The 17,215-nt window shown below is 65.2% G+C and carries 17 protein-coding genes; 9 read left to right on the forward strand and 8 right to left on the reverse strand.

Translation table 11 applies throughout. The annotated features are described in order from the left end of the window. The first annotated feature begins 29 nt into the window (after positions 1 to 29). The 3 genes from DX905_RS12575 (at position 30) to DX905_RS12585 (ending at position 2,530) form a co-directional block, all read left to right on the forward strand. Positions 30 to 764 carry a sterol desaturase family protein gene (locus tag DX905_RS12575; RefSeq protein ID WP_116091650.1) on the forward strand — a complete coding sequence of 245 codons (735 nt, stop codon included), beginning with the start codon at positions 30 to 32 and terminating at the stop codon, positions 762 to 764. A 186-nt stretch (positions 765 to 950) separates the two neighbouring features. Beyond that, positions 951 to 1,868, forward strand: coding sequence for a DMT family transporter (locus DX905_RS12580; protein ID WP_116091651.1), 918 nt, complete (start codon positions 951 to 953; stop codon positions 1,866 to 1,868). Between the two features lie 2 nt (positions 1,869 to 1,870). After that, positions 1,871 to 2,530 carry a COQ9 family protein gene (locus DX905_RS12585; protein ID WP_116091652.1) on the forward strand — a complete coding sequence of 220 codons (660 nt, stop codon included), beginning with the start codon at positions 1,871 to 1,873 and terminating at the stop codon, positions 2,528 to 2,530. Between the two features lie 97 nt (positions 2,531 to 2,627). Here the strand turns inward: DX905_RS12585 and DX905_RS12590 are convergent, their stop codons facing one another. Continuing rightward, positions 2,628 to 3,731 (reverse strand): NAD(P)/FAD-dependent oxidoreductase, encoded by a 1,104-nt coding sequence (locus DX905_RS12590; RefSeq protein ID WP_116091653.1) that lies wholly within the window; start codon positions 3,729 to 3,731, stop codon positions 2,628 to 2,630. Positions 3,732 to 3,977: 246 nt separating this feature from the next. Here DX905_RS12590 and DX905_RS12595 point away from each other — a divergent pair, with 246 nt between their 5' ends. Further along, positions 3,978 to 4,499: a hypothetical protein gene (locus DX905_RS12595; protein ID WP_116091654.1), complete on the forward strand. Its 522-nt coding sequence runs from the start codon at positions 3,978 to 3,980 to the stop codon at positions 4,497 to 4,499. Between the two features lie 352 nt (positions 4,500 to 4,851). Here DX905_RS12595 and ppdK read toward each other — a convergent pair whose 3' ends face one another. From ppdK to DX905_RS12610, 3 genes are all read right to left on the reverse strand, one after another. Then, a complete protein-coding gene (ppdK, locus tag DX905_RS12600; RefSeq protein WP_116091655.1) occupies positions 4,852 to 7,539 on the reverse strand; it encodes a pyruvate, phosphate dikinase in 2,688 nt (895 codons plus the stop codon). A 126-nt stretch (positions 7,540 to 7,665) separates the two neighbouring features. Then, on the reverse strand, positions 7,666 to 9,936 hold the full coding sequence (gene glyS, locus DX905_RS12605; RefSeq protein WP_116091656.1) for a glycine--tRNA ligase subunit beta: 2,271 nt from the start codon (positions 9,934 to 9,936) through the stop codon (positions 7,666 to 7,668). Then, positions 9,936 to 10,808 (reverse strand): glycine--tRNA ligase subunit alpha, encoded by an 873-nt coding sequence (locus DX905_RS12610; RefSeq protein ID WP_116091657.1) that lies wholly within the window; start codon positions 10,806 to 10,808, stop codon positions 9,936 to 9,938. Before DX905_RS12610 ends, glyS begins: the two co-directional genes overlap by 1 nt. 88 nt (positions 10,809 to 10,896) lie before the next feature. On the opposite strand from DX905_RS12610, the gene DX905_RS12615 reads away from it, so the two are divergent. Beyond that, positions 10,897 to 11,796 carry a TraB/GumN family protein gene (locus DX905_RS12615; protein WP_116091658.1) on the forward strand — a complete coding sequence of 300 codons (900 nt, stop codon included), beginning with the start codon at positions 10,897 to 10,899 and terminating at the stop codon, positions 11,794 to 11,796. 49 nt (positions 11,797 to 11,845) lie between these two features. Here the strand turns inward: DX905_RS12615 and DX905_RS12620 are convergent, their stop codons facing one another. Further along, the gene (locus DX905_RS12620; RefSeq protein WP_162875601.1) at positions 11,846 to 13,039 is read right to left on the reverse strand and encodes a class I SAM-dependent methyltransferase; all 1,194 of its coding nucleotides are present in this window, start codon (positions 13,037 to 13,039) and stop codon (positions 11,846 to 11,848) included. A gap of 381 nt (positions 13,040 to 13,420) precedes the next feature. Here DX905_RS12620 and DX905_RS12625 point away from each other — a divergent pair, with 381 nt between their 5' ends. Beyond that, entirely contained in the window at positions 13,421 to 14,050 is a 630-nt protein-coding gene (locus DX905_RS12625; RefSeq protein WP_116091660.1) for a 50S ribosomal protein L25/general stress protein Ctc, read from the forward strand. Positions 14,051 to 14,169: 119 nt separating this feature from the next. Beyond that, the gene (gene pth, locus DX905_RS12630; RefSeq protein ID WP_116091661.1) at positions 14,170 to 14,736 is read left to right on the forward strand and encodes an aminoacyl-tRNA hydrolase; all 567 of its coding nucleotides are present in this window, start codon (positions 14,170 to 14,172) and stop codon (positions 14,734 to 14,736) included. Here the strand turns inward: pth and DX905_RS12635 are convergent. The 3 genes from DX905_RS12635 to DX905_RS12645 form a co-directional block, all read right to left on the reverse strand. Further along, positions 14,733 to 15,191, reverse strand: a complete 459-nt coding sequence (locus DX905_RS12635) for a DUF4126 domain-containing protein (protein ID WP_116091662.1) — start codon at positions 15,189 to 15,191, stop codon at positions 14,733 to 14,735. The two genes, pth and DX905_RS12635, sit on opposite strands and share 4 nt — an antisense overlap. Before the next feature lie 76 nt (positions 15,192 to 15,267). After that, positions 15,268 to 15,585, reverse strand: a complete 318-nt coding sequence (locus DX905_RS12640) for a hypothetical protein (RefSeq protein ID WP_162875602.1) — start codon at positions 15,583 to 15,585, stop codon at positions 15,268 to 15,270. 9 nt (positions 15,586 to 15,594) lie between these two features. Next, entirely contained in the window at positions 15,595 to 16,200 is a 606-nt protein-coding gene (locus tag DX905_RS12645; RefSeq protein ID WP_162875603.1) for an outer membrane protein, read from the reverse strand. 189 nt (positions 16,201 to 16,389) lie between these two features. Between DX905_RS12645 and DX905_RS12650 the strand changes: the two genes are divergently transcribed. Together DX905_RS12650 and DX905_RS12655 are read left to right on the forward strand one after the other, a co-directional pair. Beyond that, a complete protein-coding gene (locus DX905_RS12650) occupies positions 16,390 to 16,926 on the forward strand; it encodes a hypothetical protein (RefSeq protein WP_162875604.1) in 537 nt (178 codons plus the stop codon). Further along, a complete protein-coding gene (locus DX905_RS12655; RefSeq protein WP_116091666.1) occupies positions 16,926 to 17,162 on the forward strand; it encodes a helix-turn-helix domain-containing protein in 237 nt (78 codons plus the stop codon). Before DX905_RS12650 ends, DX905_RS12655 begins: the two co-directional genes overlap by 1 nt. Positions 17,163 to 17,215 lie beyond the last annotated feature (53 nt).

Raw genomic sequence — 17,215 nt, forward strand, 5'->3', positions numbered from 1 at the left:
CGCCGCCCGCCTGCGCCTATAGCGCTGTCATGCTTGCTTCCATCCTGTTCGCCGCGCTGGCGATGACGGCGATCGTGGCGCTGCGTTATCTCGCGACGAGTGCCGGCTTCGCGCTTGCGACGCAGCTCCGCCGGCCGGGCCTGTACGCCGGGCAAAGACGCCAGATCTGGCGCGAGATTGGCTGGTCGCTCGCTTCCGCCGCGATCTACGGCGTGCCGGCGGGGCTGGTCGCATGGGGCTGGCAGGCGCGCGGCTGGACCCGCATCTATACCGATCCCCATGCCTATCCTGTGTGGTGGATGCCGCTGTCGGTGCTCGCTTTCCTGATCGCGCACGATGCCTATTTCTACTGGACGCACCGGCTGATGCACCGGCCATGGGCGTTCCGGACGATGCATGCCGTGCATCATGCCAGCCGGCCGCCCACGGCATGGGCCGCGATGAGCTTTCATCCGTGGGAAGCGGTCAGCGGTGCGGTCGTGATTCCCGCCCTGGTGTTCCTGATTCCGATCCACGTCGCCATGCTGGGTTTGGTCCTGTCGATCATGACGCTGATGGGCGTCACCAACCATATGGGCTGGGAGCTTTTTCCGCGCTTCATCGTCGATGGCCCGGCCGGACGTTGGCTGATCACCGCCACCCATCACCAGCGCCATCATCGGGAATATCGTTGTAATTACGGCCTTTATTTCCGCTTTTGGGACAGTTTATGTCGCACTGACCGCGGTCTCGGCAACTTTGATGATGCAAAGCGCGCAACCTAGCAGTCAATCTTTGCACCTTGCGCTGCAAAATAGCTATTGCGGCACTGCACCATTAGAGTCACATTGATCCTGCCTTTCAGGCATCCTCTCCTAAGACTCAAGGGCCGGTTCGCCGGCCCTTTTTTTATGCTCTGCGCATTCCCCGCGCGGGGGTGACGCCAAGGGAGTTTGCGCTAGAGGAGGCCGATGCAGCAGCTCGCTCAGAAAGATGCGGCGCGTTTCGCCGTGCCCGCCCTGGTGGTCGCCAACGTGGCGCTCGCGCTGGGGCCGTGGCTGGTCCGTATTGCGCGGGTCGACGGTCACGTCGGCCCGATCGGCTCCGGCTTCTGGCGGCTTACGCTGGCGCTGCCGGTGCTGATGATCGCCGCCCGCAGCGAGCGCGGCCCGCGCCCGGCCAACATGCGGCTGCTCGTGGTCGCCGCGATTCTCTCCGGATTGTTTTTCGCCGCCGATCTTGGCGCCTGGCATGCGGGCATCCTCCATACCCGCCTTTCCAACGCCACCCTGCTCGGCAACGTGACCGCGATCCTTTTCCCGCTTTACGGCTTCCTGGTGGCGCGCACCTTGCCCAGCCGCAAGCAGGGGATCGCCTTGGCGCTGGCGCTGGTCGGTGCGGTCCTTTTGCTCGGCCGCTCTTATGAATTGTCGGCGCGCAATCTGCTCGGCGATCTGCTCTGCCTGTTCGCGGGCGTCTGCTTCACCGGCTATCTGGTATTTGCCGATCGGGCGCGCGCGGTGTTGGGGCCGGTGACGACGCTCACCTGGTCGGTCGCCGCCGGCATACCAATATTGCTGGTGGTGGCGCTCGCACTCGGCGACCCGATCTGGCCCGCCATCTGGTGGCCGCTCGTCCTGATGACGCTCGGCAGCCAGCTGCTCGGGCAGGGCCTGATCATGTACGCCGTCAGCCGCGTGTCGGCGTTGGTCGTCGGCCTGATGCTCCTGCTCCAGCCGATCGTCGCGGCAACGATCGGGTGGATCGTCTATGGCGAGCGGCTGACCCTGTTCGATCTCGCCGGCGGGCTCGCCATTGCCTTGGCCGTGCTGCTGGTGCGCGACACCAAGCGCCCTTTGCCCGCCGAACAGATAAGCCTAAGTGCATGACCATGGCCGATCCACTCGACATGACGCTCGACGAATTGCGCGCCGCTCTGGCCGAACGGCTGCCGGGCGAGGCAACGTTCGAAGGCTGGACCGACGCTGCGCTGAACGCCGCGGCCCTTTCGCTCGGCGTGCCACCCGAGCGCGCGCGCCTGGCGTTCGCCGGTGGAGCGGGCGAGATGATCGACGCGTGGTTCGCCGACATCGACCGGCAGATGGCGGTGGTGCTGCCGCCCGAGTCGCTGGCGGCGATGCGGATCCGCGATCGCATCACCGCCCTCGTGCTCGCGCGCCTTGCCGCCGTGGCGCCGCATCGCGAAGCGCTGCGCCGCGCGTTGGCAATGCTCGCGCTTCCCCAGAATGTCCTGCTTGGCACCCGTCTCGGCTGGCGTGCGGCTGACAGGATGTGGCGGTTGGCGGGCGATAAAGCGACCGGCTTTGCCCATTACAGCAAGCGGCTCACGCTCGGCGGCGTCTATGGGGCGACTTTGCTCGCCTTCCTCAACGACGATAGCGAGGATTATGCCGACACCCGCGCCTTCCTCGATCGCCGCATCGACGATGTCATGAAATTCGAGAAGTTCAAGGCGCAGATCAAACCCGATCCCGATCGCCATTTCAGCATGGCCCGCTTCCTCGGCCGGCTACGCTATCCCAACCACTGACCACGTGGTCATGCTGAACTTGTTTCAGCATCCATCGCGCAACAGGCGCGAACGATGCGGAGGCATGATGGACCCTGAAACGAGTTCAGGGTGACGATCAGATGCTGAACCGGTCGGGCGCATAAAGGCCCGGGTCGATCCCGCGGATCGCGTCCGGCAACTCCTCGCCCATCAGCAGGGCTGCTCCCAGCATCGCCGCCGCCGGCGCCGTCTGGATCCCGAACCCGCCCTGGCCGGCGCACCAGAAGAAACCGGGCGCCCGGGGGTCGAAGCCGTAGACCGGCACCCGGTCCGGCGCGAAGCTGCGCAATCCTGCCCAGGCGCGCTCGCGCCTCAGCACACGCCAGTCGACCGCCCGTTCGAACCAGTCGATCGCGACCGCCACGTCCAGTTCCTCCGGCGCGACGTCGTGCGCCGGCGCCGGTGTCTCATCATGCGGCGACAGCCACAGCCGCCCGCCCGCCTCTGGCTTGAAATAGAAGCGGCCGAGCGCGTCCATCACCAGCGGCATGTCGGCCGCCATCGGCGGATCGGTGGCCAGCTGGGCGATGGTGCGGCGATAGGGCTGGATGTGGATCGGCGACGCGGCGGCCAGGGCTGCGACCTGATCGGACCACGCGCCCGCGGCATTGACCAGGATCGGTGCGCGCACTTCCCCGCCGCGCGTGGTGATGCGCCATAATCCGCCGTCGCGGCTGATCGCCGACACCGCCGCGTCGGTCAGCAGGCGGGCGCCCGTCCGGCTGGCGGTGCGCAGAAAGTCGCCGTGCAGCGCGCCGACGTCGATGTCGCGACAGGTCGGCTCGCTCAGGCCCGACGTGAACTCGGGCCGCAGCCCGGGGATGGCGGCTTCGAGCGCCTGCCGGTCGAGCCGTTCGTGTGCGACCCCGCCCGCCGCCATCTGCCCGGCAAGTGCCGCCAGCGCCTCGGCACCCTCCGCGCCGGCGATGTGGATGCAGCCACGGGAGCGAAGGAAGCCTTGGTCGGCCAGCCATGGGCCCGACGCGGTCGTGAGCGGCTGCACGATCGGCCCACCGTAACTTTCCGACCAGAAAGCCGCCGAACGCCCCGTCGAATGATATCCCGGCTGCGACTCCGCCTCGATCAGCACGCACCGTGCGCGATCGCCGATCATCGCGGCCAGGCTTGCTCCCGCAACGCCGGCGCCGATGATGGCGATGTCTGCCGGCAGGTGGGTCATGGCGGGTTCAAACCCCGATTACGATTGGGCCCGGTTTCGATCAGGCGGCCGCCGCCGTCTAGCGCATCGCTCCTGCCTGTCCACGATTTTGCCGCCGCTTGTGGTCATCTCCGGCCTCTGTTCATCGCAGGCCCGGGGCTGCTGACGGTTCCCGCGTTGGCAACCTGTGCAAGAATGGAGCTACGCCGGTTGACCGCGGGCGCAGGCTCGCGCAATCCTTGCCCAAATTGGCGAGGGGAAGAAAATATGCCCGAATTCACCACCAATCAGTGGGCGATCCTTTTCCTGGTGCTGGTGCTGGGTTGGCTTCTTGGGCTGATCTCCCGGTCGGGCGGCAAGAAATGGAAGCTCGCTTATGAGGCCGAGCGCGATGCCCGCATCGACGAGCAGCGTCATCTGGAAGCCGCCAACGCACGCATCGTCGAGCTCGAAAACGAACGTCCGGTCGTCGTTACGCCGACCACGGTCGCGCCCGTCGCCGCGGCCGAGCCGGTGACGATCGCGCAGCGCACGACCGGCGACAGGTTCGATTCCTCGCGCGACGATCTGTCGCTCATCCGCGGCATCGGTGCCGCCGGCCAGCGACGCCTCAACGAGGAAGGCATTTACCGCTACGCCGACATCGCCGCGATGACGCCTGCGGAAGAAGCCGCGCTGGAAGAGAAACTCGGCGCAGACGAGGGCTATATCGAGCAGGAGCGCTGGCGCGAACAGGCGGCTTTGCTCGCCGACGGCAAGTTGGACGAGCACCGCGCGACCTACGGCTGAGCGGCACACGCCCTTTTTCCGAGATCCCGCGAAAGCGGGAGCCGGCCACCTTGTGTCGTGCTCGCAACAAGCGGGGTCCCCCCTTTTGCGGGAACGAGGGCTCTTTGTATGCCGCTTTAGGGCCGTAACGTAGACAGTTCGGTGCCACACCAAGGGCAATATCGGACGTGCCGGCAGTGATGACCGGTCTGAGGCATCCAGATTAGCCAGCCGCGTTCCGGGTGAAATTCGATCAATGCGTCGGGTAACTCTGCCTCGGGAACATTTAGGTAGCTTCTGCGACTTTGGGAACGCAGCGCGTCACAGCACGTGTCCATCGGTCTTGCTCATCGTTAGGCGCCGGGCCTCTAAGCTACTTCCGCATCGCCGCCTGCGCCGCTGCCAAGCGCGCGATCGGCACGCGATAGGGTGAGGCGCTGACATAATCGAGGCCCGCGCTCTCGCAGAAGGCGATCGAGGCCGGGTCGCCGCCATGCTCGCCGCAAATGCCGAGCTTGATGTCCGGGCGCGTAGCGCGCCCGCGCTCGGCGGCGATCTGAATCAGCTCGCCGACACCCTCGACGTCGATGCTGACGAACGGATCCTTAGGGTAGATGCCCTGCTCGACATAGGTGCCGAGGAAGCGGGCCGCGTCGTCGCGCGACACGCCGAGCGCGGTCTGGGTCAGGTCGTTGGTACCGAACGAGAAGAATTCGCCGACTTCGGCAATCTCGCCAGCGCGCAACGCCGCGCGCGGCAGCTCGATCATCGTACCGACCAGATAGTCCAGCGTCGTGCCCTTTTCGGCAAACACCGCCTCGGCCTGGGCGTCGATCATCGTCTTGATGATCTCCAGCTCGCGCCGTGTTGCCACCAGCGGCACCATCACCTCGGGGATCGGTGCTTCGCCGGTCTTCACCGCGACATCAACCGCCGCCTCGAAAATGGCCCGCGCCTGCATCTCGTAGATTTCGGGATAGGTGATTCCCAGCCGGCAGCCGCGATGGCCGAGCATCGGATTGAATTCGTGTAGCTCTGTCGCGCGGCGCTTGAGTTGCTCGACCGAGACGCCCGAGGCGGCCGCCACCTCGGCATATTCCGCTTCCTCATGCGGAAGGAACTCGTGGAGCGGCGGATCGAGCAGGCGGATCGTCACCGGCAGGCCGGCCATGATCTCGAAAATCTCGGCGAAGTCGCTACGCTGTTCGGGCAGCAATTTCTCAAGCGCGGCGCGGCGCCCTTTCTCATCCTCCGCCAGGATCATCTGGCGGACCGCCGAGATGCGTCCCGCGTCGAAGAACATATGCTCGGTGCGGCACAGGCCGACGCCCTCGGCGCCGAAGCGGCGCGCGGTGCGGCAGTCGAGCGGGGTCTCGGCGTTGGCGCGGATCTTCAGGCGGCGGACATCGTCGGCCCAGGCCATCAGCACGCCAAAATCGCCCGCCAGCGCGGGTTGCACGGTCGCGACTTCGCCCAGCATCACCTCGCCGGTGGCGCCGTCGATCGTCACGATATCGCCCTCGCGCACCTCCTTGCCGCCAACTCGGAACAGCTTGGCCCTGGCGTCGATGGCGAGGCTGCCGACGCCGGACACGCATGGCCGCCCCATGCCGCGAGCGACCACCGCCGCGTGGCTGGTCATGCCGCCGCGGGCGGTCAGGATGCCTTTGGCGGCGTGCATGCCATGAATATCCTCGGGTGACGTCTCGACCCGCACCAGGATTACCGCATCGCCCGCGGCGGCGCGCTTCTCGGCGGTATCGGCGTCGAACACGACCTGGCCGGAGGCCGCGCCGGGAGATGCCGGGAGGCCCTTGGCGATCACGTCGCGCGGCGCATTCGGATCGAGGGTCGGGTGGAGTAATTGATCGAGCGCCGCCGGATCGACGCGAAGCACCGCCTCGTCCTGCGTGATCAGACCTTCATTGGCCATGTCGACAGCCATCTTGAGCGCCGCGGTGGCGGTGCGCTTGCCCGCGCGCGTCTGCAGCATCCAGAGCTTGCCCTGCTGCACCGTGAATTCGATATCCTGCATGTCGCGATAATGCGTTTCCAGCAGATCGAACACGCGCGCCAGCTCGGCATAGGTTTCGGGCAATGCTTCTTCCATCGACGCCGCCTTGGCACCCGCCCGTTCCCGCGCGGCCTTCGTCAAATATTGCGGCGTGCGGATGCCGGCCACGACATCCTCGCCCTGCGCGTTGATCAGGAATTCGCCATAATAAGCGCGCTCGCCAGTCGACGGATCGCGCGTGAAGGCGACGCCGGTCGCCGATGTCTCGCCCATATTGCCGAACACCATTGCCTGGACGTTGACCGCGGTGCCCCAGCTGCCGGGAATGTCATGCAGGCGACGATAGACCTTCGCACGATCCGACTGCCACGATCCGAACACTGCCCCGATGGCGCCCCACAATTGATCGTGCACGTCCTGCGGGAACGGCTTGTGCCACTGCTCCTCGACCAGAGCCTTATAGGCGGTGACCAGCTCGCGCAGGTCGTCGGCGGTGAGCTCGGTGTCGAGGCTGACGCCGCGATCTTCCTTGGCGATCTCGAGCGCTTCCTCAAACGCGCCATGATCCAACTCGAGCACGACGTCGGCATACATCTGGATGAAGCGGCGATAGCTGTCCCACGCGAACCGCGCGTCGCCGGATGCCGTGGCAAGGCCTTCCACGGTCGCATCGTTGAGGCCCAAATTGAGGACGGTATCCATCATGCCGGGCATGGACGTGCGCGCGCCCGAGCGGACGGAGACCAATAGGGGGTCGGCCGCATCGCCGAACCGCTTGCCCGTCACGCGCTCGATATGCGCCAGCCCATTGGCGACCTCGTCGCGCAGGCTGTCGGGAAAGGCGCCGCCCTCGTCATAATAACGCGTACACATGGCGGTCGAAATGGTGAAACCGGGAGGGACGGGCAGGCCGATGCCAGCCATGCCGTCGAGGTTGGCGCCTTTGCCGCCGAGCAGATTCTTATCGCCGTTTCCGCCGTCGGATACGCCGCCGCCAAAACGGTAGACATAGCGCTCAGTCTCGACGTTCACGGCCACGCTCGCCATCTCTAACCGACTCCTTGGCTGTCCGCCTGCTGCGGTGCAAAAGCGCTAGGCCTGCCGATATACGCAATCAAGTCAGCGCTGGGACGGAGAATTCGTCCGATCTGGCTCGCAAGTGCAGCGGTAGCGCTACCCTTCGATCTTGGAGAAGTCCGCGACGCGGTGCACCGCCCCGCGGATCCGCGCCAGCAAGCCGAGACGCGCCGCCCGCTTCGCCGGATCGACATCGTTGACGGTAACGCTATCGAAGAACGCGTCGATCGGCCCGCGCAACCCCGCAAGCGCCGCCATGGCGCCTTCGAAATTTTCTTGAGCGACGGCTGAAGAGGCGGCGGCTTCCGCTACCTCCAACGCAGCGGATAGGGCCGATTCCGCAGGCTCGGGCGCAAATCCCAACCCCAATCCGTCATCCCGGCGAAGGCCGGGATCCATCGCTCCACCAGCGCCACCCTCCTGGTGGACCCCGGCCTGCGCCGGGGTGACGGACTCCTTCTTCAGGATGTTCGCAGCCCGCTTATACCCCGCGAGCAGGTTCGCCCCATCCTCGGTCGCCACGAACGCCTGCAACGCTGTCACCCGTGCCAGCAGCCGGACGAGATCGTCCTCGCCGCCGAGCGCGAACACCGCGTCGATCAGATCATGCCGGATGCCCGCTTCGCGCTGCTGCACCTTGAGACGGTCGACGAGAAAGGCAGCTATATCTGCAGGTGCGTGAAACGTTGCGGCATCGACCTCTTTTGCTTCAACGGTCCAGGACCAAATTGCCTGCTGGTCTGGACCGTATTCGTCGTCGGGGTTGGGAAAATCAGGCGGGCGGACTTCAGCCAATCCTTCGCCTAACACCCCCCAATCGCTAAGGCGCGCAGCCAAGGCGGGCGTGTAAATCTGGTCAGCGGCTTGGCGGAATAGATCGAGCCATTTGAGCCGCAACTTGTTAGATTCCACCATGCGGATGAACGCAAGCATGGCACGACGCAGGGCGAAAGGATCCTTGGATCCAGTCGGCTTCTCATCAATTACGAAGAACCCCGCCATAGTGTCCAACTTATCCGCCAGGCTCACCGCCACCGTCACCGGCGCGGTCGGCACGTCGTCGCTCTGCCCGACCGGCTTGTAATGGTCGCGGATCGCGTCAGCGACTTCGTGCGGCAGGCCTTCGGCGCGGGCATAATAGCCGCCCATCACGCCCTGCAATTCGGGGAATTCGCCGACCATGCCGGTGACGAGATCGGCCTTGGCGAGGCGTGCGGCCTGCTCGGCATGGCCCGGATCGGCGCCTTTGACGACGCCCTCCTCGACCAGCCACCGCGCCAGCTTTGCGACGCGCTCGACCTTGTCGGCGACCGTGCCCAATTTCTCGTGGAAAACGATCTGGTCGAGCTTCTTCGCCTGCTCGGCAAGCGGTACCTTGAGGTCCTGCTCCCAGAAGAATTTCGCGTCCGACAGCCGTGCGGCCAGCACCTTGCGATTGCCCGCGACGATCGCCGCGCCGCCGTCCGTGGCCACGATATTGGCGGTGCAGATGAAATTGGGCGCAAGCTTGCCGCTCGCGTCCACGCACGCGAAATATTTCTGGTTGGTGCGCATGGTGAGCTGGATCACCTCGCGCGGCACCTCCAGGAAGGCGGGATCGAAGTCGCCGAGCAACGGCACCGGCCATTCGGTCAGCCCGGCATTCTCCGCTACCAGGCCGGGATCGGGAATGACATGCAGCCCGCGCGCCTCGGCGATTGCGCGCGCGCCGCCCTCGATGATCCCGCGCCGCTCGGCGGGATCGAGGATGACGTGGCAGGCGCGCAATTTCTCGGCATAATCATGCGCTGAGCCGATCGTGATCATACCGGGATGGTGGAACCGGTGGCCCAATGTGGCTGCGCCGCTGGTAATGCCGTCAATCTCGAACGGCACCACATCCTCCCCCAGCAAGGCGACGATGCCCTGCAGCGGGCGTACCCAGCGCAGGCTGGCGGTGGATTGCGAAGCCGCGCCCCAGCGCATCGATTTCGGCCATGGAAAGGCGCGGATGATCGCCGGGATCGCCTCGGCCAGCACCTCCGTCGTGGCTCGGCCCGGCTTCTCGACCACCGCGAACAATATGCCGTCCCGCTCGGTCAGTTGTTCACGCGTCAGTCCCGTCTTGCGCAGGAACCCTTCCAGCGCCTGCGGCGGCGCGGAGCTCTTCGGCCCCTTGGTCTCCTCCGACACCGCCTCGGTCGCCGCCGGCAATCCGCGCGCGATCAGCGTCAGCCGGCGCGGCGTGGCATAGGTCTCGACCGTCTGGGCGGCCAAGCCCGCCTTGGCGATCTCGGCCTCGAACAGGCGCGCCAGATCGGCCGACGCCTTCTCCTGCATCCGCGCCGGGATTTCCTCGGACAGCAGCTCGAGCAGGAAGTCAGCCATCAGGCGTCCCACCCGTTATGCGTCATCCACGCCTCGCACGCGCCCTTGGCCAGCTCGCGCACGCGGCCGATATAGGCCTGGCGCTCGGCGACCGAGATCACGCCGCGCGCCTGTAGGGTGTTGAAGATGTGGCTCGCCTTGATCGCCTGTTCATAGGCCGGGATCGGCAGCTTGCGTTCGATCAGCGCGCGCGCCTCGTCGGCGGCGAAGGTGAAGCTCTTGAACAGCATGTCGGTGTTCGCCGCCTCGAAATTATAGGCGCTCATCTGGCGCTCATTCTCGAGGAAGACGTCGCCATAAGTGACGCCATGATCGTTATAAGCGAGGTCGAAGATGCTGTCCTTGTTCTGGACATACATCGCCAGCCGTTCGAGCCCATAGGTCAGTTCGCCCGACACCGGCTTGCAGTCGAACCCGCCCATCTGCTGGAAGTAGGTGAATTGGGTCACCTCCATCCCGTCGCACCACACTTCCCAGCCCAGGCCCCAGGCGCCGAGCGTCGGGCTCTCCCAATCGTCCTCGACGAAGCGGATGTCGTGCGCGAGCGGATCGATCCCGATCGCGGCCAGGCTGCCGAGATAGAGGTTCTGCAGGTCAGGCGGGCTCGGCTTGAGGATGACCTGATATTGGTAATAAGCGCCCAGCCGGTTGGGATTCTCGCCATAGCGCCCGTCCGTCGGCCGCCGGCACGGCTGGACGAAGGCGGCATTCCAAGGGTCGGGACCGAGCGCGCGCAGCGTGGTTGCGGTGTGGAAGGTGCCGGCGCCCATCTCCATGTCGTAGGGCTGCAGAATGACACAGCCTTGCTTGCCCCAATAATCATGGAGCGTCAGGATAAGCTGCTGAAAGCTGAGCGGCTTGGCGTCGGCCAAGGATTACCCCCGGAAAATCACGATTAAGTTGAGACCGGGCGTTTGGCGGAGCCTTGCGCGGGGGTCAAGGCGAGGGGATAGAGCTGTCATGCGCCGTCTTCGCCTGCTCGCCCCGTTGCTGTTCCTCGCCGCGGCACCCGCGCCCGGCCTGCGCGATGCGCATCCTGCCCACACGCCGGCTCCGGCACGTCCAGCGCTGTGGAAGCTGGCCGACGCCGATACCACCATCTGGCTGTTCGGCTCGATCCACATCCTGCCGGCGGGAACGCAGTGGCTCAATCCGAAGATTATGAGCGCGGTCAACGCCTCGCAATCGCTGACGCTCGAGATTGCCGGTGCGGATGCGGCCAATGTTCCCGCGATCGTGATGGCAATGGGCCGCGGGCAAAATCTGCCGCCACTCGCCGAGCGTGTCCCGCCCGCGAAACGCGCCGTCCTGGCCAAGATGGTGGCCGACAGCGGATTGCCGGTCGAGACGCTCGACCATCTCAAGACGTGGACCGCCGCTTTCTTCCTGACCTCGGTCGCGCTGCAGCAGGCGGGGCTCGGCAGCGGCGATCCGGGCGTCGAACCGCAGCTCACCACCTTGTTCAAGGCCGCCAACAAGCCGATCGAGGGATTGGAAACCGTTCAGCAGCAGCTCGGCTTCTTCGATCGCCTCCCCGAAGCCGCGCAGCGTTCCTTCCTCGTCGCGACGCTCGACGAGCCCACGAAAGCGCGTGCCGATTTCGAAGCGATGGTCGCGGCCTGGGCCCGCGGCGATCCGGAGGAGATTGCGCGCGCCCTCGCCGACGATCCCGAATTCACGCCCGAACTGCGCGATCTGCTGATCCGCCAGCGCGACAAGAATTGGGCCGACGCGCTCGCGCGCCGCCTCGAAAAACCCGGCACCATGTTCGTGGCAGTCGGTGCCGGCCATCTCGTCGGCCCGGATTCGGTCCAGGCGATGCTCGCCGCGCAAGGCCTGAAGGTGGTGCGGGTGCAATAATCCGGCAGCGTTCGGGCGTCGCGACCGCATTTCGCCACGGCGCTAGACGCTAGTGCCAATCCGGTGCCGCGTAGGACAGAACAACACCCGTAAAGACAATCTTGCCCTCACCCCGTGCTTGCTTACTCATCCTGAATTCGGCGGTCGCCTCGCGCGATCGGCTGTCGAACAGGATCGAGGCCTGGCCTTGCATGAGCATCTCGGGCGTTAGACGAAGCTCGGCGATCTTGTGCATGTCCACCGCCACGTCGAGCGTCACTCCGGCTGCGGTCAGACCCTGCGCCTCTGGCGAGGCTTCGAACAGGAAATCGACCCGGTAGCTACCTTCCAGGATTGGGGCGTAGGGCCCCCAGAATAACCATTCCTGCTCTTCCGAAAGATCTATCTCGATGCGGAAGGGATCGGGCCGTGCCGCCGAGCTTTCGAATTCGCCGGCACTGTATGGACGGGTGCTGCCATTATCCAGGTTCCAGAACGGGCGGGCGATCTTTTCGATTACGATTTCGATTTCGAACTGCCCCTCCAGATCGTCACGGGTCGGACGGTCATAATTATAGCCGGCATCATGCTCGGCCAGTTCACGCACCCGATAGGCATTCACACCCAGCGATTCGCTGATTTCGCGCAGCAGGCTTTCCGGCGTGTAGAAGCGCTTGTGGTCGTTATTACCCTTCGAAGGTAGCGCCGCCCTGCGTTCGAAGAGATATTGGTGGGGCACGGCCATGATCAGGTAGCCGCCAACCTTCAGGACCCGGTACCAGTCACGCAACACTTCCTGATAGGCAGCAATATGTTCGAAACAGTGGCTGCTGTAGATTGCGTCGAAGCTGCCGTCGGCGAACGGCAGGGTGATGCCGTCGTAACCGGGATAGCCGATATCGACCCCGATCGCCTGCGGAACGATCGGCACGCATCCGTCGATATAGCCGCGATAGCCCACCTCCAGCACGGCTGCGCCTGAAAGATATTTGTCGAGAAAGCCGCTGGCGATCTTGTCGGCGTAGGTCTTGCGCGATTCGAAGCCGACCGGCCGGTTCGGATCCGGCGCCGGGAGATTGCGTGGTTGCTCGAGGTCGATCTCAAGCCCCACAATCTCCGCGCGCACATCGCCCGTCAGCCGTACTTCCAGGCCGGAAACGGGTTCATCTATCTCGGCCGTCAGGTTGAGGATGCGATCTTCGTCAGTGAGATCTAGATCGCGCGCCGCGAATGTGCGGGCACCCAGATCGCTAACGATGTCCATTCTGGCCTCGCCACTGCACGGCCCAGCGAGCAGGATACGGGCAGTGAGGGTACCCGCCGGTACCGCGATATAAGGGCCGAAGAGTGCGCCTCCTACGGCTCTGATCTCGAGCCGATCCTCATGTCGTACGGCAATAGAGGAGTGCAAGGCGGCATTATTTCCGCCAAAGCGCCATTTCAGCATTCTGGATTGATCCATGTTTGGGGCCGCGGCTTAGGATCGGCGCGATTGCGTGGCAAGACGATAGCGTGATGGATGGCTCCATTCCGGTCTATCTCGCCAAACTTGCCCAGCCGGGCCGCTTCCGCTACAGGCCGCCGCTTCCCGCCGGACATCCCTGGAGGCGGCGGGTCCATCAACTAGCGAAACTGGAGACATGATATGAGCGATCTGCTCACCCTGTCGGCCGAGACGCGCGAACGGGCAGGCAAGGGAGCCTCCCGTGCCATGCGTCGCGAAGGCCGCGTCCCCGCCGTAGTATACGGCAACAAGCAGGAAGCCCTGGCGATCCATCTCGAAGAGAAGGCGCTCATCAAGGCGATGGCCAACGGCCACTTCATGAACACCGTCGTGATGATCGACGGCGTCGGCGAAAATGTCCGGACCCTGCCCAAGGACGTCCAGTTTCACCCGGTCACCGACCGTCCGCTCCACGTCGATTTCCTGCGCATCAGCGAGCACACCACCGTCCACGTCAACGTGCCGGTCGTGTTCGTCGACGAGGAAGCGGCACCCGGCATCAAGCGTGGCGGCGTGCTCAACGTGGTCCGCCACGAGCTCGAGCTGATCTGCGACGCGGCGGAAATTCCCGAGCAGATCGAAATCTCGCTCGCCGGGCTCGACGTCGGTGCCTCGATCCACATTTCTGCCGTGACTTTGCCGTCGGGATCGAAGTCGGCGATCGACGATCGCGATTTCACCATTGCCACGATCGTCGCTCCGTCCGCGCTCAAGTCGAGCGAAGGCGACGACGCCGAAACCGAAGCCGCGGCGGAAACCCCCGAGGCTTAATCGACCCGTTCGTGTCGAGCGGAGTCGAGACACCTGTCCGGGCGAAGTCGAGAATCTCACTTCGCTCGGCGGTGCGTTCCGACTTCGCTCGGTGCGGTCGGTCGGTCTAAGACACTCGCATGCAAATCTGGGTCGGTCTCGGCAATCCCGGCGCGGATTACGCGCTCAACCGGCACAATGTCGGTTTCATGGCCGTGGATGCGATCGCCGAAGTCCATGGCTTCGAGCCGTGGAAGAAGGGCTTTCAGGGTTGGATATCGGCCGGCCGCATCGGCATGCAGCGCATTCTCCTGCTCAAGCCCGCCACCTACATGAACGAAAGCGGCCGCGCGGTCGGTGAGGCTTTGCGCTTCTACAAGCTCGATCTGGCAGCGCTCACCGCCTTTCACGACGAGCTCGATCTCGATCCCTTTCGCGTCAAGGTGAAGGTGGGCGGCGGTTCCGCCGGCCATAACGGCCTGCGTTCGATCGACGCGCATCTGGGACAGGATTATCGCCGCGTCCGCCTCGGTATTGGCCATCCCGGCCACAAGGACCGCGTTACAGGCTATGTGCTCGGCAATTACGCGAAGGCCGAACTCGACGACCTGACCGACATGCTCGGCGCAGTCGCCGCAGAAGCGCCGTTGCTTGCCGACGGCAACGATGCCCGCTTCATGAGCGAGATCGCACTCCGTCTCGCTTAGCCGCGCGCGCGCCTTGCATTGGCGATCGCATTGGCCGCAGCAAGGACGATCGCATCCTCCACAAAGCCGGTCGCCGTCTGCCCCCAGCGCCGCATCGCCCACTTGCGTGCGGCCAGCCCGGCATAAGACGAGCCGATCGCCGCGCCGATGCCCAGCGCCGCGCCCGCCAGCTGCCGCTTGGGCGGCGCGAGCGTCGCGCCGGCGAAACCGCTGGTGATTGCGCGCGCGAGCAGGCCCAGCAAGACTGTGCGATCCGGCGCGGACTTCATTTGATCGCCTGCCATCTCCGCCGCCGCCATCACCACGCCGCCGGCGGCGGGAAGGGGGCGCGCCAGCAATCGCGCCTCGGCATTGTCGTGCGGCAAAGTGCCGCGGCGCGCGGCACCGGCAAGCGCGGCGAGCGGCGTCATCGCGCGCTGGCCGGCTACCAGCCCCATCAGGATCGAACGTAGCATAAGGGCTCCTGTCTCTTGGCCGCAACGAACGGCCGAACGGCGCGAACGATCCGCTGCTCCGGTGGAGCGAACACCCTCATTGCTCGGGCGCAGGCGACCGCTTGGCGAAGCGCTGCGCGACGGCGGCCATGCGCGGATTCAAGCAGGCGATCATGCCCTCAATCTTCGTCTCGGTTTGCGCGCAGGCTAGCGTCGCTTCGCAGATCGCTTGGTCCAGGCCATCGTCGCCGCTTGTCCGTCGCACCAGGCAGCGGGTCCCACCGGTCTTACGGTCGCGGCGGGTGACGACGCGAACGCGCTTCATCCGCTCCCCGACGACGACGACCTCGTCGGGCGGTGCCGTAACAGGTGCGGGAGCCGGTGCGGCAAGCACGGCGACCAGGATCAGCAACATCATGCCCCCTCAAAACTGGATCGGTATCCCAACCAGGATTTGGCTCATCGAATTGTCGAGATGGCGAAAGTCCAGCCGAATGCCCAGGCGCGTCGACAGGCGATATTCGGCGCCCGCACCGACAGTGAAGCTGCTGGCCCACGCCTGCGCGTTGGTCACTCCTGCGCTGTTATCGTCCCGATAGCGGTAGCCGCCATAGCCGAACGTCCCGTAGCCAAGCAGACGCTCCGTGAGCATATAGCCCAGACGTCCGGTTCCGCGCACGCCCCACTGGGGATGGCGCGCATATCTCGTTCCGCCCGAGAAGTGCGCTACCGGCGCGTCGCCTCCGATACCCCAACCCACTTCGGCGCCGATCCGGACTCGCCGTCCCACTGGGAATTGGTACCCCGCGAATGCACCGCCTCCCACGCCCCATGCGCGATAGTAACGCCCGCGCTGAGCACCTGTCGCCAGATTGGTCTCCCTGAGATAGAAATGATGTTCGTGGGCGCCTAGCTCGGGGCCGGCATAGGCGCCGGTAAAGGCCACCGCTCGCCCGTTGGCGGCGAAACCAGGCGTTGCCGCGGCAGCGACCACAATTATGGCGCAAAAGCTTGCCGTTCTCGCGATCACCGCATTCTCCCCTGCTACCCCGCACGACGAGTCGCGTGCCTGGCCTAACGCGAGTAACATGACAAATTATTTCTGCAAAACAGAAAGAAACTTATGTCTAACAGCTATTCTATCTCGGCTCGCCAGGCGCTGATTTGTCATATTGCAGCCGCTCTGTTTCTTGCCGCTTCCTTGATCCGGACGGTGTCGGTGGCAGTTCCGATCGTGCTCGGCGCGATGCCCGGGCTGGAAGTGAAGTGCAGCAATGCCGGCTGTGACGGGACAGCGCGGCCGGAAGTGTTGTTGCCGCAGGAAGAGCGGGCGGCCGTCCTTGCCGCGCCGGGCGCCATGGCGCGCTTTTCCGCTTATGTGCGGCGGCCGATGGTTCAGACCGGCCTCGCCGCGATAGACGTCGCGCAGGCCGCCCCCTTTATCTTGCTGATGCTGTCGGTAGCCGCCGCGATGTGGCGTTTGGGCAATCGCGGTACCGACGAGCTTGCGCGTGCTTTGCCCTGGCTGCGACGTGCGTCGTTCGCGGCGCTGGCCGCGGCGATCGTGCCGCCACTCGCCAACAGCCTGCGCGCCATGCTGCTGCTGCCCGCCACGCCGAGCGGACCGAGCTGGTATTTCGCGATCGACCTGGGGCCATTCGTGATGGGCCTGCTGCTCGCCTTCGCCGCCTTTATCGTCGGTTGGGCGCTCGCGGCCGGCAGCCGCGCCAGTCGCGATGTTGCCGAGTTCGTCTGATGCCCGTGACGGTCAATCTGGATGTCATGCTTGCCCGCCGCAAGGTGCGGTCCAACGAGCTTGCGCGTGCGATCGGCATCACCGAATCCAATCTGTCGCTGCTGAAGTCGGGCAAGGTCCGCGGCATGCGCTTTTCCACCCTCGCGGCGATCTGCCGCTATCTGCAATGCGAGCCCGGCGACATCCTCGGGTACGAGCCATCGGACGATGATCTTTCGCCCGACATGGAGGATTAAGGCGAGGTGGCGGCCCGGCCACTTGAAGCCTGGCGCGAACCGGGCGAAGCATG

The sequence above is a fragment of the Sphingomonas crusticola genome, assembly GCF_003391115.1.
Taxonomy (GTDB): Bacteria; Pseudomonadota; Alphaproteobacteria; order Sphingomonadales; family Sphingomonadaceae; genus Sphingomonas_I; species Sphingomonas_I crusticola.